We start from the raw sequence: 13,114 nt of genomic DNA, 5'->3' as shown, positions 1-13,114 counted from the left end.
CTGTGCCAGTAGGGGCAGCCAGCGCCAGCCGGCAGCCCCACGACTTTATTTCACGAAAGTTTTGGTCAAGCCCGCCGTGCGGTCGACGATGAGGACGACGGCAAGGGTGAGCACGATCAAGAGAACGGAAATGGCCGCAACGAGCGGATCCGCCTGCGTTTCCACATGCTGATACATGGCGACGGGAAGCGTGGTGATACGCGGGCCGGTGAGGAACAGCGAAATTACCGCTTCATCGAACGACACCAGAAAGGAAAGCGCCGCCGTCGCCACGACGCCCGGCGCGATCATCGGCATGGTCACGCGTCGGAAAATCGTGAGCGGCGATGCCCCGAGCGTGGAGGCGGCCTCCTCGAAAATCAGCGGCAGGCCGGCAAGCGAGGTGGTGAGAACACGCAGCGCATAGGGCAGCACGATGATGAGATGGGCGATCACCAGACCGGTGAAGGTGCCGAGCAGGCCCGCACCGGCAAAGACGATCAGGATCGCGAGGCCGAGAACGATGGTCGGCAGCAGCAGCGGTGCGGTGAAGAAGGCGAGAAGCGCATCCGCCCCGATCACCCGCATGCGCACGATGGCATAGGAGGCCGGCAGCGCTATCAGCATGGAGAGCGCGGTGACGATGATGGCGAGAAGGGTGCTGGTGCCGAGCGCTCCCATCATCTTGGAATTGTGCATGAGATCGACATACCAGCGCAGGCTCCAGCCGGAGGGAGGAAAGGTCATGTAGCTATCGGCTGAAAATGAGATCGGCACGACGAGAACCACGGGTGCCAGCAGGAAAAGGAACATGATGAAGGCGACGATTTTCAGCGCCAGCGGAGCGGGACGTTCTTCCATCTTCGATCTCCTTTAAAGAATGGCCCGCAGAAGCCGGGAATAGAGCACCAGGGCAGCGCCGAAAATAACGAGAATGATCATCGACAGGGTCGCGGCGAGCGGCCAGTTGAGCGTCACGATGGCCTGATCGTAGATTTCCGTCGCGAGAAGGAAGACGCGCCCGCCGCCAAGCAGCTTGGGGGTAATGAACGAACTGACGGCGAGAACGAAGGAAAGCAGGCAACCGAGCGCGACGCCGGGCATGGTGAGCGGCACGATGATCCGCCAGAATACCTTCCAGGGCGATGCGCCGAGCGTTTCCGCCGCCTCTTCGACACGCGGATCGAGCCTGCCGAAACCGGCAAGCAGCGCCAGGATCATATAGGGCATCAGGATTTCGGTTAGCCCGATGACGACGCCGACCTTGTTGAACAGCAACCGCACGCCGCTTTCGGCACCGAGCGCTAAGAGGATGTTGTTGATGAGGCCGTCATCGGCAAGGATCGCGATCCAGCCATAGGTGCGCACCACGGCCGATGTGAGCAACGGCGAAATGACGAGCACCAGCAGCAGCGTCTTCCAGCGGCCCTGCGCCCGGTGAAGATAAAGCGCGATGGGATAGGAGGCGATGAGTGTGAGAACCGTGATCAGAAGACTGGTCAGGATGCTCTGGCCGATCAGTTCAATATAAAAACCGTCGGTCAGGGTGGACGACCAGTTGTCGAGCGTGTGGGCTTCGCCAAGACCGCCGCCGCCAAGGCTTTCACGGAAGGAAAGCAGGAGCAGGTTGAACACGGGCATGACGAAGGCCAGCCCATTGACCGCAATGATCGGCCCGAGAAGAAGCGTTGCTAGAAACACCATGGAGGATGTGCGGCTGCCGGGAGCCGTGATCATGACCGCCGCTGTCATTGGCCTGCTCCGAAGACCAGCGTGTCCTCCACCCGCCAGACTAGGCTGACCGCGCTGCCCGCCGCCACAGGTGTTTCCCCGCCGGAAGTCGCGCGCTCCACCGACAATGTCTGTCCGCCCGCAGCGATCTCGTAGTGAAGGATATCGCCTGCATAATAGACATCGCGAACCTCACCGGCGATGCGATTGACCGGCGCTCCGTCGAAATCGGGTGCGGCGTCACCGGCAACCGTCATGGCCATGCGGTGCGGCCGTACCATAAGGTCGATCTTGCCATTGTGCGAGCCGGGCGCACGCAGTGTCGCGTCGCCGACCGTGATGTGATCGCCGACCGCGTTTCCGACCAGCCTGTTGGTGCGGCCGACGAAAGAGGCGACGAAAGCCGTTGCCGGGCGCTCGTAAAGATCATGCGGCGTGCCGAGCTGTTCCAGACGCCCGCCATTGAGCACGGCGACCTTGTCGCACATGCTGAGCGCCTCCACCTGATCATGGGTGACGAAGATGGAGGTGATGCCAAGCTGTTTCTGGATGCGGCGGATTTCAGAGCGCATCTCGTCGCGCAGCTTGGCGTCGAGATTGGAAAGAGGTTCGTCAAACAAAAGGATGGAGGGCTGGATGACGAGTGCACGCGCCAGTGCGACGCGCTGCTGCTGGCCACCGGAAAGCTGGGCGGGCCGGCGGTCCTCGCGCCCTTCCAGACGCACCATGGCAATCGCTTCGCGCGCACGCCGTTCCGCTTCGGCAGCCGGCACCTTGCGCATTTCAAGACCGAACATGACGTTCTTGAGAACAGTCATATGTGGGAAAAGCGCATAGCTCTGAAAAACGAGGCCGATATCGCGCTTGTAGGGCGCAAGCTGCGTCACATCCTTGCCATCGATCAGGATCGAACCTGACGTCACGGGCGCAAGGCCGGCAATCATGCGCAGCGACGTCGACTTGCCGCAGCCGGATGGACCGAGGAAGGCAACCAGTTCGCCCTTGGGAATCTCGAGATTGAGATTATCCACGGCGACCATGGTTTCGTAGCGCTTGGTCAATGAACGAATCGAGAGAAATCCTGGCTGCATGATGTCTGAAGTTCCCATTCTGGCTTTTTGCCTTTCTCCAGAACATGTCCCATCCCGGCGGGGTCGCGGGCATGCCCTGTCCCTTGATCTATGCAATCGCGGCGGAAATTCACCTGCGCTCTGCGCGGCGCTTTCCCTATGCAGGCCTTCGGGCCACCCACCCCTCCATCGATGCCAACACCGACGGAGGAAATGAGCCGGGGCCTATGCCGTTTCCGCATCCGCCCGAAGGGGATGCGGAAGACTTGCCATTTTTCACGACAGAGACGCGAAAGCCTTAGCGGCTGAGCGGGATGACCTTGCGGCGCCAGTCCTGCGTGATTTGGTCACGAACCTTCGAGAGGCCGATCCAGTCGACCGGGATAACCTTGTCCATCGCCTTGACGACCGTGCGATCGCTGACATCGGGAGCCACCGTGGCCTTGGCGTTGGTCGGCGCATAATACATGGCGGCGGTGAAGGCGGCCTGGGCTTCCGGGCTCAGCGCGTAATCGATGAACTTGCGGGCCGCCTCGGACGACGGGCCGCCCTTGACGAGATTGAGCGTGTTGATCTGCAGGATCGTGCCTTCCTTCGGAAGAACGACCTTCATCTTGCCCTTGGAACCATCGGCATTCACCTGGCTGCGGGCATTCCAGCCCACGCCCAGCGACACCTGACCGTTGACGACAGTCGGATAGACTTCCGGCTTCGGTTCCCACGTCTGGACGTTCGGCGCGACTTCCGCCATGGCATTGATGCCGGCGTCGATATTCTTGATGAAGTCGGTGCCGCCATTCATATGGTCCATGATGATGGTCGTGCCGATACCGACGATGTCAGGAGCGCTCAGCATGGCGATCTTGCCCTTGAAGGCGCTGTCTTTCAGGGCATTCCAGCTGTCCGGCGCGGTCTTGATTGCATCGGTGTTATAGATGAGAACGAGATTGTCGAAGGTCACGCCGACACCGGCGACGCCTTCGAAGCGGGCGTTCGGATAGAGGTCGGCAACGTTCTTGGTAACGCTTTCATCGACCTTGTCGAACAGGCCTTCGTCCGTGCCGGTCTTGGCGACGGAGACGTCCATCAGCGCGATATCGGATTGCGGAGCAGCTTTCTGGGCGCGCAGCGAGCCGAGCATGGCGGCGGAACCCTGCTGCGGGAAATAGTCGACCTTTATATCCGGGTTGGCGGCCATGAAAGGCTCGATGACGGCCTTGGTGTAACGCTCCTGGAAAAGGCCACTATAGCCGAGGAACGTCACGGTCTGCTGGGCGTGCGCCGGCATGGCGGCCGCGCCCAGCATGAGAATCCCACTCAGAAGTATCGATTTCTTCATTGTCCTGTTCTCCTCTATTGTTATTGGGAGTGGCGAACGGATCCGCCACCCGAAAGATTGTGTCAGGCGCTGAGCTTCGCCTGGACGAATTTGTTGGCGCCGGAAATATCCGGCAGCTTCTCGCCGTTGCGCAGGCGTTCCAAAAGCACGATCTCGGCTTCCTGCATGCCGATGGCGCGTTCCGCCATGGCGCGGGCCTGGCTCGGATGAAGGGCGACAACGCCGCTTTCGTCGCACAGGATCGCATCGCCCGGATTGATCATCTGGCCGCCGACGCTGATCGGAACGTTGATCGCGCCTTCCAGACCAAGGATCTTGGTGGTGATCGGCGACGGGCCGCGGCACCACATGGGCATGTCGACCTTGGTGAACTCCGAGAAATCGGTCGCCGGGCCATCGACGACACCGGCTTTGACGCCGGCCATCTTCATGGTGTTGGTGATGACGCCGCCCCAGCAGGCGTGGCGGGTATCGCCGCAACGGTCGATGAGAACGATATCGCCCGGACGCACGAGTTGCGTCAGGTAGTGGAGCATGGTCGAATCCGCATTCGGGATGCGCAGCGTGACGGCAGTGCCCGCCACGCGCTTGCCCGGAAGAACGGCCCGGATTTCAGGATCGACGAAACCGGAATGAAGCACATGTCCGATCGTTGCCACTTCGACCTTTTCAAGAAGCTCGATGATGTCGGCGCCGATCTGTTCCGGCATGGGGTTGACGATAAACATTGGGTCTTTCTCCGATCAGAGAACGTGGTGGTTCGCCACCGGCACGTTGGCGCGCACCTTGGCCGAATAGTCGAAGTCGAGAGCGGCGCCAGCAGTTCCGACGGTGTCGGAGCATTGCGCGACGATGTGACCCCACGGATCGATGACCATGGAATGCCCCCAGCAGGCCTTCTTGCCGCCCGCATGGGTGCCGATCTGGCCGACAGCGAGGAAATAGGTCTGGGTTTCGACGGCGCGGGCGCGAGCCAGCACTTCCCAATGGTCCTTGCCGGTCATCAGCGTGAAAGCGGCCGGCAGAACGATGACATCTGCACCCTTGTCCCGCAGGGCACGGAACAGTTCCGGGAATCGGATGTCGTAGCAGATGCCGCAGCCGACCGTCCTGTCGCCAACCTTGTAGGTCACGACCTCTTCGCCACGGGCAACGGAATCGGATTCGCGGTAGCTGATGCCGTTCGGCGTATCGACGTCGAACAGGTGAATTTTACGGTAACGGGCGATCTGTTTGCCGTCCGGGCCGAAAACGAGCGTCGAATTGTAAAAGCGGTTGCCTTCCTTCTCGACGATGGAACCGGCATGCAGCGTGATCGCGTGCTTTCTGGCCAGATCCGAAAGCAGCGAGTAAATCTCGCCGCCGGGGAATTCTTCCCCGCTCTCATGCATTTCCTGAGGATTATCTCCAAGAAATGCGAAGTATTCCGGAAGAACAACAAGATCAGGACTATCCGCCTTGACTGCCTTCTCAATTAAATCGGCAGCAACCTTGAGGTTTTCTGCCTTGTCGTTCTGGGTATTCATTTGAACAAGTGAGACTTTCACGTTGCTCTCCTCTCATGTTGCGAGGAGAATTAAGAACGGGAACTGTTTTCCTGACAAACGGAAAAACTCTATCGAAACCCATAAGGTAAGCTTATAGATTAATCATTTTGCGTTGCAGCATAAAATTTAAGCTGCGGCCGTCATCCATTGCGTGGTGGTTTCACTGACGATTTCCGTCGCCATGTCGGCAATGGCACGGGCAAGCGCATTGTCGCCGCGCTCCTGATAAACCGTGTGGAAGGTAAGAGGCGGCACCGCCGGTGTGATGTCGAGAATACGCGCTTCGCCCGATTTGATGATGCCATCCACCAAAACGCGCGGCAAGGCGCCTACCCCGACAGCCGTGGCCACAAGGCGCGTCATGATCGACAGCGAATTGGAATTGTAGATGCGGCTGTCGGACAGTCCATGGGAATCGAGAAGCGCCCGCAAGGCCTGATGCGGCTGTGAGCCGGTCGAGAAGGTAAGCAGCGGAAAATGCGCGATATCTTCAAGCGTGACACCGGTTTCCGGCAGCGGCAGCTCGACGGCGCCGACCCAGCAGGATTCGAATGTACAGAGCGGTGAATTATAAATATCCGCAGCCATGATCGGCCCCATGATGAAACCGACATCCACCTCGCCGTTCTGAATGCGCTGCGAGAGTTTCAAGCTGGTATCGATGGTCAGATCGAGGCTGACACCAGGATATTGTTCGTTCACTCGGCGGATGAGCAGCGGCAGCCAGGCATAAACGATCGTATCGGCGGCACCGATCCGCACCGTACCCCTCAGCGCCTCGCGGTTACTGACGATCTGCCGGAACTCGCCGGTGAGGTTGACGATCTTTTCGGCATGTTGCAGCGCCAGACGACCCGCGGGCGTCAGGTTGACGCAGCGCACATCGCGCGTGAACAGCACGACACCAAGCTCCCGCTCCAAAGCGGCGATCCGGTTGGATACCGATGCTTGCGTTGTGTGCAAACGTTCCGCGGCTGCCGAAAAGCTGCTCAATCGGGCAGCCCAGAGAAAAGTTTCGAGGAATCGCGTATTCATGGGCTCAATCTTCTCGCATGGCTCCGCGATCCAGCTCCAAGTCTCTGGCTTCGTCTTGCCCTTGGCCTTTGTGGTTCAAGGGGCAGTATGTCCGATGCGCGCGCCCATAGGCAAGCGATCAAAGCCGGCGCCTCCCTTTCTGAAGTGATTGCGCCGGTTCCCTTAATGGAGGCATTGGATGGGGATCAGCGTGCCGTGATCTTTTCCTGCAAGAGCTGGATGGCGAGATGCTGGATCAGAATGATCGTCTTGGCATCGCGAATATCGCCGCGGCCGATCATCCGCATCGCCTCGGGCAAGGCGATTTCCAGCACGTCGATGTCTTCGCCCTCGTCCGCTGAACCGCCACCTGCCCCGACCTTATGTTTCTCGGCATATTCGCCGTAGAAAAAGGCGAGATATTCCGTGACCGATCCGGGGCTCATATAGATATCGAACAGATGCGTAAGTTCGGAAACCTCATAACCGGTTTCCTCGATCAGTTCCGCACGCATGCGCGTCGCCGGTTCAGCGCCTTCCAGCAGCCCCGCCGGTGTCTCGATCAGCGATTCCAGACCGCCATTCAAAAGCACCGGCAACCGGAACTGGCGGGTCAGCAGCACATTGTCGCTTGCCGGATTGTACAAAAGGCATGTCGCGCCGTTGCCGCGATCATATGCCTCCCGGGTCTGCCGTTGCCAGCTTCCGTCCCTCAGCTGAAGTTCATACTCATACTTGGTCAGCCGTCCCCAATCATCCGCCAATACGCGTTCGGAAATGGGGCGGTAAACACTGCTAGTCATCAAATTCACCTCGTTTTCGTCTGTCTTTTCAAAGGCCATGCAACCGGCCTTCGACATGCGTGCGCGTTTCGCCGCCAACCCATATCTGGCCGGCATCGTCGCGGGTCAGATAAATGCGGCCGTGGCGGCCAAGGTACGTTCCCTGCGCCGCGACATAGTCTTCGTCAACCACACCCTTCGCGAAAAGCCATTGCGCCGGCACTATCTTGCCACCACATTGTGCGCCGTTTCGGGCTGAAGATATTTAGCCCGAACGCGATGGAATTCATAAGCCGCATCGTCGGACACGGCCTTGGCCGCCAGCCACGCATGGTGATGCCGCTGGGCGGTAATGACGACGGCGCAACACATTCCGCCGGACTGCTGAGCGGGCGGGAAACCACCGTTTTGAAACTTCTCTCCGAAGGCCGCAGCAACAAGGAAATGGCCCGCGATCTCGGCCTTTCGGAAGCGACCGTGAAATTCCACCTGAAGAACATCTACGCGAAGCTTGGCGTCAGCCGGCGTGGCATGACCGTTTCCGTCAGCAAACATCTCAAGCTGACCGACCGCGAATGATGCCGACATCGATATGCGATGTCGGCCGGTTCCCATGAGGTTGTTACACTGGACTACACTTGAACCAGGTTGAGGCAAATGACGGTCCTGTCATCGCTGAATTCCGCCGTTGTCGAGCCTTTGACGGACGGATACTCACGCAGCTTGTGAAAATCCGCCGCCTCGACACGCGCGAATTCCGCTTCCCAGGCCGTAACATCCGTCCCCGCCGGCAGGGACAAATAGCCGTCGGAGAATATTTCAACACTCGAGAGCCCGTCTTTGGCGATGCGGACGTCAACCGTCCCCTCCTGCATAACTGTTCCGCCATTCACCGAGGCGTAACACAATACATGCCCATGCCGGTTTGCGAATTGCGGCTGGACACGGATTCCACCCATCAGGAATTCCTCGACCGTTTCAATGTCGTTCTCAAGGCCGCTCATCCCGGCCGCGGCAATAACGACATTTTCCGCATCCCGCGCCGTCAGGATACCGTTTGCGACAGCCGAACGCAGGCCTGAGAAGATCGTCGCGCGCGTGCGCGCCTCGGCCGCGTCGCCATCGCCGATGGCGGCGAGAAGCTGTTTGAACACGAATATACGCGCCGAAGTGCTTACCGTATCGATAAGCTTTGTGTGCTGAAACAGACGGGTGCCGTTGATCCTGACGCCGGAATCGCCAGCAAGCAGCAGGCGGAAGCTGTCGCCCATATCCGCGACGATCGCCAGGGTGGTTGATGGCGGATGGCCGGCATTGATGCGCTGCGCCTCCTTTTTCAGGATATCGCTGATATTCTGAAAAAGCGCGGGCGCGGCGAGTGTTTCCAGCCTGCCGTCAAGGCTCATCTCAGCCACGGCATTGGCGGCGGCAAGGGCCGCAATGCGGCCGGAACTCAGCCCGCCGTAACTTGCTCCGGTCGGGTCGGTCGCGCCGTCGAAAACGGCCAGAACCCGTCCGGGAATGAGAAGCGCCACATCGTCCCCCGGCTTTGCGGCGTTCTTGTATTTCGATTGCGAAAAGCTCGCGATATTCATCTTTCTGGTGTCCTTGCAGAGGGAGGCTGGCGGCGACACATGGGGTCGCCGCTGCTGTAGTTTTGAATGATATTTGATGGCTTCAGACGAAAGAGGCTTCCTTGTCTTCCGAAAGCCGGAAGACGACGAAGACGCAAAGTCCGGTGCTGACGAGAAGCAGCGTCGAAAGTGCGGCTGCCGTGCCGAACTCGCCGTCAATCACCTGAATATAGATCAGGACCGGCATCGTAATCGTCCGCGCCGTATAGAGGATCAGCGTCGAGGACAATTCGTTGATGGCGGTGATGAAGCTCATCAAGGAACCGATGATGAGCCCCGGCAACATCAGCGGCACCGTCACCGATATGAACGTCTTTGCCGGCGAAGCGCCGAGATTGACCGCGGCCTCCTCGATGGAAGGCTTGATCTGCCGCAGGATCGAGGTGGTGGAGCGGACGCCGTAAGGCAGGCGGCGGATAAACACCAGCAGGATGATGATCAATGCCGTGCCGGTAATGTCGAAAGGCGGATAACGGAACGTCGTGACGTAACCGATCGCCATGACGACACCGGGTATCAGATAGGGCACCATCAATAGAAGATCGAGCGAGCCTGATACTGCATTGTCTCGCCTGACAACGATGAAAGAGAGCAGGCCGGAAACGATGGCGATCAACACCACCGCGGCAAGCGCAAAGGTGAAGCTGTTGGCAATCGCCTGCGGTGAATCGCGGAGAATGCGGGCATAGCTGTCCAACCCGAAACCGCCGGTGAAAACGGGACCGTTCGTTGCGAGGAACGATGTGTAGATGACCGTGAGAGACGGCAGCATGGCAACAAAGACGACCAGATAGCAGAAACCGTGCACGATAAACGATTTCAGCGGGCGCATGGAGCGCTTTACCGGCCGGTTCGTCAATGAGCTGGCATAACGGCGCTTGGCGAGAATCTGCCGCTGCAAGAGAAGTGCGGCCATGGAAATCGCAATCATCACCATGGAAATCGTGACTGCCATGGTCGGCGTGCCGGCCATTTCGGAGGTGTATTGCGCATAGGCGATGGTCGAGAGCGTCCTGATGCCCTTGCCGAGGATTGCCGGCGTTCCGAAGTCTGCGATCGACAATACGAAGCAGATGATCGCGCCGGTGCTGACTGCCGGAAAGACCAGCGGCAAGGTGATCTTGCGGAACCGTTGGAACGCCGTGCAGCCGAGGTTTTCCGCCGCATCCTCATAGGATTTGTTGATGGTGTTCAGCGCATTTTCCGTCATCAGGAAGATATAGGGAAAGAACTTCAGGCTGAAGACCATCACGATGCCAGGTATCCCATAAATCGTCGGCAATGAAATACCGGCGAAAGACAGGAGATTGGTAACCGCGCCGTTGGCGCCGAACAGCATGATCCAGGCATAGGCGCCGATGAAGGGCGGTGCGCACAGAACCAGCACAGCGAAAGTCGCAATGAAGGTGCGGCCCTTTATGCGGTAACGCGAGGTGCAGAAGGCAAGCGGAATACCGAGCAGGCAGGCCCCCAACATGCCGAGCACGCCGATGACAAGCGTGTTCCACAATGCCACGGTATAAAAACGCCGCGTCAGCACTTGAACATAGTTGCCGAAACCGAAATCACCCGTCTTGGCGTCGAAGAAGCTGATGAAGAACACGCTGAAAATGGGCAGGATCAAAAAGATCGCCAATATGACAACGGCAAATGCCGTCACGCTGGTCCAGAAGCCTGGCAGTCTCAGGCGGAAGCCGCCCGTCGTTGCGGTCGCGGTCATATCCGTCATGACAGGCGCTCCCCGGTAACGCCCTCACCGAAGAGCTTGGTATCGCCCGCAGACCAGGAGAAAACCGTTTTCTGGCCGGGCTGAAGGGCGATGATATCGGGCGACGGCTTGGTGATCGCCTCGATTTCCTCTCCCGACGACAGTACCGCGGCAACATTCATCTCGCGACCGGTGAAGCTGACCTGCCTTATGGTGACAGGCAGTTCGATGCGGCGTTCATCTTCGGTCGCGGGCGAGCCAACGGTAATCGCTTCGGGACGGATGGCGGCAACGACCGTTCGTTGCGGCGCAATGGCGTCGACCTGCGGTAGCGCCACCACGTGCCCGGAAATGGAGGTCTGTCCGCCCGAACGATCCAGCGTCAGGAAATTGTTCGCACCCACGAAGGAGGCGACGAAACGGTTGGCGGGATTGTTATAAACCTCCCAGGGTGCAGCTGCCTGCTGGATGACGCCGCCATACATCACACAGACCAGATCGGACATGGCAAGCGCCTCCTCCTGATCGTGGGTCACATAAACCGTGGTAATGTTCATGGCCTGCTGGATTTCGCGCAGCTCGCGCCGCAGGTCCACGCGCAGTTTCGCATCGAGGTTGGATAATGGCTCATCCATCAACAGCACTTTCGGATTGATGACGAGCGCTCGCGCCAGACCGACGCGCTGCTGCTGACCGCCGGATAATTCATGCGGCATGCGCTTGGCGTAGGGAGCGAGCTGCACGATATCGAGAATCTTGCCGACGCGTTCGCGAATCTCGGTGGAAGATGCCTTGCGCTGCTTCAAACCGAAGGCGATGTTGTCGAATACGGAAATATGCGGAAAGACCGCATAATCCTGAAAAACCATACCGACATCGCGCTTGTGCGCAGGCACATGTTCGATCGCCTGTCTTTCGATACTGATGCTGCCGCTATCCTGCTGGTGAAACCCGGCAATCGTGCGCAGGAGGGTCGTCTTGCCGCATCCGCTCGGACCGAGAAGCGTAAAGAACGAACCCGAGGGGATGGAGATATTGATGTCGGAAAGGGCAACGACATCCCGGTAACTCTTTTTTATGCTGGTAATTTCCACGGCGGCCATGTGCTGCTCCATGACAAATCCTGCACGGCCCGTGACCACGCTGGACAAAACGAAAAGCGAATTGTGAACGGGATAAAGGGGGGCGGCCGCTTCTGCGCCGTCCCCGGCAATTATCTTATTGAACGTCGAGCAATGTCTCGTTCCACTTTTCCATCAGGCGCGCGCGATTGTCCGCAGCCCACTTGAAATCGTATTTCGCGTCTGGAACATCGGAAAGCGGAACGAGTGCCGGATTGGCGGGAACATCGGTTCGAACCGAGCGACGACCCGCCTTCACGACGACTTCCTGCGCTTCCTTGGAGACGATGAAATCGATGAAGGCCTTGCCATTGTCGGCATTCGGCGCTCCCTTGACGAGTGCCATGCCGTCAGGCGCAATTGCCGTACCCTCTTTCGGATAAACGATTTCGACCGGCGCGCTGCCGAGCTTGTAGCGCAGCGCGGCATCTTCCAGCGTAATGCCAACGGCCTGCTCGCCATCGTTGACGAAACGCGGCACCGCGCCTGAAGAGGTGGAAAGAACCGAGTTGCCGAGGATGCCGGTATAAATTTCCCAGCCTTTTTCCTCGCTGTCGAAATCCTGCAATACCGTTGCCATCTGAATATAGGCCGAGCCGGACTGATCGGCGCGGGCCGACGAAATCAGGCCCTTATATTCCGGCTTTGCAAGATCGGCCCAGGAGGTCGGAACAGGAGCGCCTTTCAGGGCTTCTTTATTGACGATAAAGGCCGTGACGACAGCCGTGAAAGGCACCCAGTTCGCGCTCGGTGAAAAGGCAGGGTTGATCGATGCAGCCTCAACCGGCTTGTATGGCTCGAAAAGGTCGGCGGAGAAATCGATAACCGTCCCGTCGACGCTCCAGATCACATCGCCCGCCGCCTTGCCGCTCTCCGCCTTGATGCGGTTCATCAGCTCGCCGGACCCGGCTTTGACAAGCTCGACCTTGGTGCCGGTTTTCTTTTCGAACATGGGCAGCAACTCGTCCATGAGCTGCTGCGGGGCGGCGGAATAGACCACGACGGTACCTTCCGCATGAGCGAAAGCCGCGCTGGCAAGGAAAGTCGCGCCGGCAAAAAGGCGCGCGAAAATAGTGCATGATTGACGCATAAGGGGGCTCCGTTTTTTTGTTCCCTGACAGACCGGCCCTGCGACATGATTTCTTTTTGATTTTGCCGTCGCCACCCGCTGTCCGCTATTTATTTTCTT

13 protein-coding genes and 1 pseudogene are annotated in these 13,114 nt (G+C 58.9%); 1 reads left to right on the top strand and 13 read right to left on the bottom strand.

Features of this window, described 5'->3' with window-relative positions; genetic code table 11:
• Window positions 1-45 precede the first annotated feature (45 nt).
• The 9 genes and pseudogenes from RAC79_RS16850 to RAC79_RS16810 form a co-directional block, all read right to left on the bottom strand.
• Window positions 46-840, bottom strand: coding sequence for an ABC transporter permease (locus RAC79_RS16850; protein ID WP_003521980.1), 795 nt, complete (start codon window positions 838-840; stop codon window positions 46-48).
• A gap of 12 nt (window positions 841-852) precedes the next feature.
• Window positions 853-1,731, bottom strand: coding sequence for an ABC transporter permease (locus RAC79_RS16845; protein ID WP_003521979.1), 879 nt, complete (start codon window positions 1,729-1,731; stop codon window positions 853-855).
• A complete protein-coding gene (locus RAC79_RS16840; protein ID WP_142845636.1) occupies window positions 1,728-2,801 on the bottom strand; it encodes an ABC transporter ATP-binding protein in 1,074 nt (357 codons plus the stop codon). The genes RAC79_RS16845 and RAC79_RS16840 overlap by 4 nt, the downstream gene beginning before the upstream one ends.
• Window positions 2,802-3,078: 277 nt before the next feature.
• Window positions 3,079-4,119, bottom strand: coding sequence for an ABC transporter substrate-binding protein (locus RAC79_RS16835; RefSeq protein ID WP_142845637.1), 1,041 nt, complete (start codon window positions 4,117-4,119; stop codon window positions 3,079-3,081).
• 62 nt (window positions 4,120-4,181) lie between these two features.
• Window positions 4,182-4,847: an RraA family protein gene (locus RAC79_RS16830; protein WP_003521976.1), complete on the bottom strand. Its 666-nt coding sequence runs from the start codon at window positions 4,845-4,847 to the stop codon at window positions 4,182-4,184.
• Between the two features lie 15 nt (window positions 4,848-4,862).
• Entirely contained in the window at window positions 4,863-5,645 is a 783-nt protein-coding gene (locus RAC79_RS16825; RefSeq protein WP_059761162.1) for a carbon-nitrogen hydrolase family protein, read from the bottom strand.
• Window positions 5,646-5,792: 147 nt separating this feature from the next.
• On the bottom strand, window positions 5,793-6,701 hold the full coding sequence (locus tag RAC79_RS16820) for a LysR family transcriptional regulator (RefSeq protein ID WP_142845638.1): 909 nt from the start codon (window positions 6,699-6,701) through the stop codon (window positions 5,793-5,795).
• A gap of 185 nt (window positions 6,702-6,886) precedes the next feature.
• A complete protein-coding gene (locus tag RAC79_RS16815) occupies window positions 6,887-7,483 on the bottom strand; it encodes an NUDIX domain-containing protein (protein ID WP_142845639.1) in 597 nt (198 codons plus the stop codon).
• Between the two features lie 28 nt (window positions 7,484-7,511).
• Window positions 7,512-7,679 (bottom strand): annotated as a pseudogene (locus RAC79_RS16810) (phenazine biosynthesis protein PhzF); the annotation flags it as partial.
• Window positions 7,680-7,741: 62 nt separating this feature from the next.
• Between RAC79_RS16810 and RAC79_RS16805 the strand changes: the two are divergent.
• The gene (locus RAC79_RS16805; protein WP_236781220.1) at window positions 7,742-8,041 is read left to right on the top strand and encodes a response regulator transcription factor; all 300 of its coding nucleotides are present in this window, start codon (window positions 7,742-7,744) and stop codon (window positions 8,039-8,041) included.
• Between the two features lie 53 nt (window positions 8,042-8,094).
• On the opposite strand, the gene RAC79_RS16800 is transcribed toward RAC79_RS16805, so the two are convergent.
• The 4 genes from RAC79_RS16800 to RAC79_RS16785 form a co-directional block, all read right to left on the bottom strand.
• Window positions 8,095-9,057 carry a hypothetical protein gene (locus RAC79_RS16800; RefSeq protein WP_142845640.1) on the bottom strand — a complete coding sequence of 321 codons (963 nt, stop codon included), beginning with the start codon at window positions 9,055-9,057 and terminating at the stop codon, window positions 8,095-8,097.
• A gap of 82 nt (window positions 9,058-9,139) precedes the next feature.
• The gene (locus tag RAC79_RS16795) at window positions 9,140-10,825 is read right to left on the bottom strand and encodes an iron ABC transporter permease (RefSeq protein ID WP_078052877.1); all 1,686 of its coding nucleotides are present in this window, start codon (window positions 10,823-10,825) and stop codon (window positions 9,140-9,142) included.
• Complete coding sequence (locus RAC79_RS16790) at window positions 10,822-11,919, bottom strand: ABC transporter ATP-binding protein (RefSeq protein ID WP_236781219.1); 1,098 nt, start codon at window positions 11,917-11,919, stop codon at window positions 10,822-10,824. The genes RAC79_RS16795 and RAC79_RS16790 overlap by 4 nt, the downstream gene beginning before the upstream one ends.
• Before the next feature lie 103 nt (window positions 11,920-12,022).
• Window positions 12,023-13,015: an ABC transporter substrate-binding protein gene (locus tag RAC79_RS16785; protein ID WP_080857777.1), complete on the bottom strand. Its 993-nt coding sequence runs from the start codon at window positions 13,013-13,015 to the stop codon at window positions 12,023-12,025.
• Window positions 13,016-13,114: the final 99 nt, after the last annotated feature.

This window comes from Agrobacterium sp. LR_9 (assembly GCF_041954855.1).
Taxonomy (GTDB): domain Bacteria; phylum Pseudomonadota; class Alphaproteobacteria; order Rhizobiales; family Rhizobiaceae; genus Agrobacterium; species Agrobacterium leguminum.
The sequence above is the reverse complement of the archived record's forward strand: the minus strand, read 5'-3'. Positions and strand labels throughout refer to the sequence as shown.

Coding starts and splice junctions, on each gene's coding strand:
- RAC79_RS16805 (WP_236781220.1), top strand. CDS start 7,742: ATGGAATTCATAAGCCGCATCGTCGGACACGGCCTTGGCCGCCAGCCA.
- RAC79_RS16835 (WP_142845637.1), bottom strand. CDS start 4,119: ATGAAGAAATCGATACTTCTGAGTGGGATTCTCATGCTGGGCGCGGCC.
- RAC79_RS16830 (WP_003521976.1), bottom strand. CDS start 4,847: ATGTTTATCGTCAACCCCATGCCGGAACAGATCGGCGCCGACATCATC.
- RAC79_RS16845 (WP_003521979.1), bottom strand. CDS start 1,731: ATGACAGCGGCGGTCATGATCACGGCTCCCGGCAGCCGCACATCCTCC.
- RAC79_RS16785 (WP_080857777.1), bottom strand. CDS start 13,015: ATGCGTCAATCATGCACTATTTTCGCGCGCCTTTTTGCCGGCGCGACT.
- RAC79_RS16790 (WP_236781219.1), bottom strand. CDS start 11,919: ATGGAGCAGCACATGGCCGCCGTGGAAATTACCAGCATAAAAAAGAGT.
- RAC79_RS16815 (WP_142845639.1), bottom strand. CDS start 7,483: ATGACTAGCAGTGTTTACCGCCCCATTTCCGAACGCGTATTGGCGGAT.
- RAC79_RS16800 (WP_142845640.1), bottom strand. CDS start 9,057: ATGAATATCGCGAGCTTTTCGCAATCGAAATACAAGAACGCCGCAAAG.
- RAC79_RS16795 (WP_078052877.1), bottom strand. CDS start 10,825: ATGACGGATATGACCGCGACCGCAACGACGGGCGGCTTCCGCCTGAGA.
- RAC79_RS16820 (WP_142845638.1), bottom strand. CDS start 6,701: ATGAATACGCGATTCCTCGAAACTTTTCTCTGGGCTGCCCGATTGAGC.
- RAC79_RS16840 (WP_142845636.1), bottom strand. CDS start 2,801: ATGCAGCCAGGATTTCTCTCGATTCGTTCATTGACCAAGCGCTACGAA.
- RAC79_RS16825 (WP_059761162.1), bottom strand. CDS start 5,645: ATGAATACCCAGAACGACAAGGCAGAAAACCTCAAGGTTGCTGCCGAT.
- RAC79_RS16850 (WP_003521980.1), bottom strand. CDS start 840: ATGGAAGAACGTCCCGCTCCGCTGGCGCTGAAAATCGTCGCCTTCATC.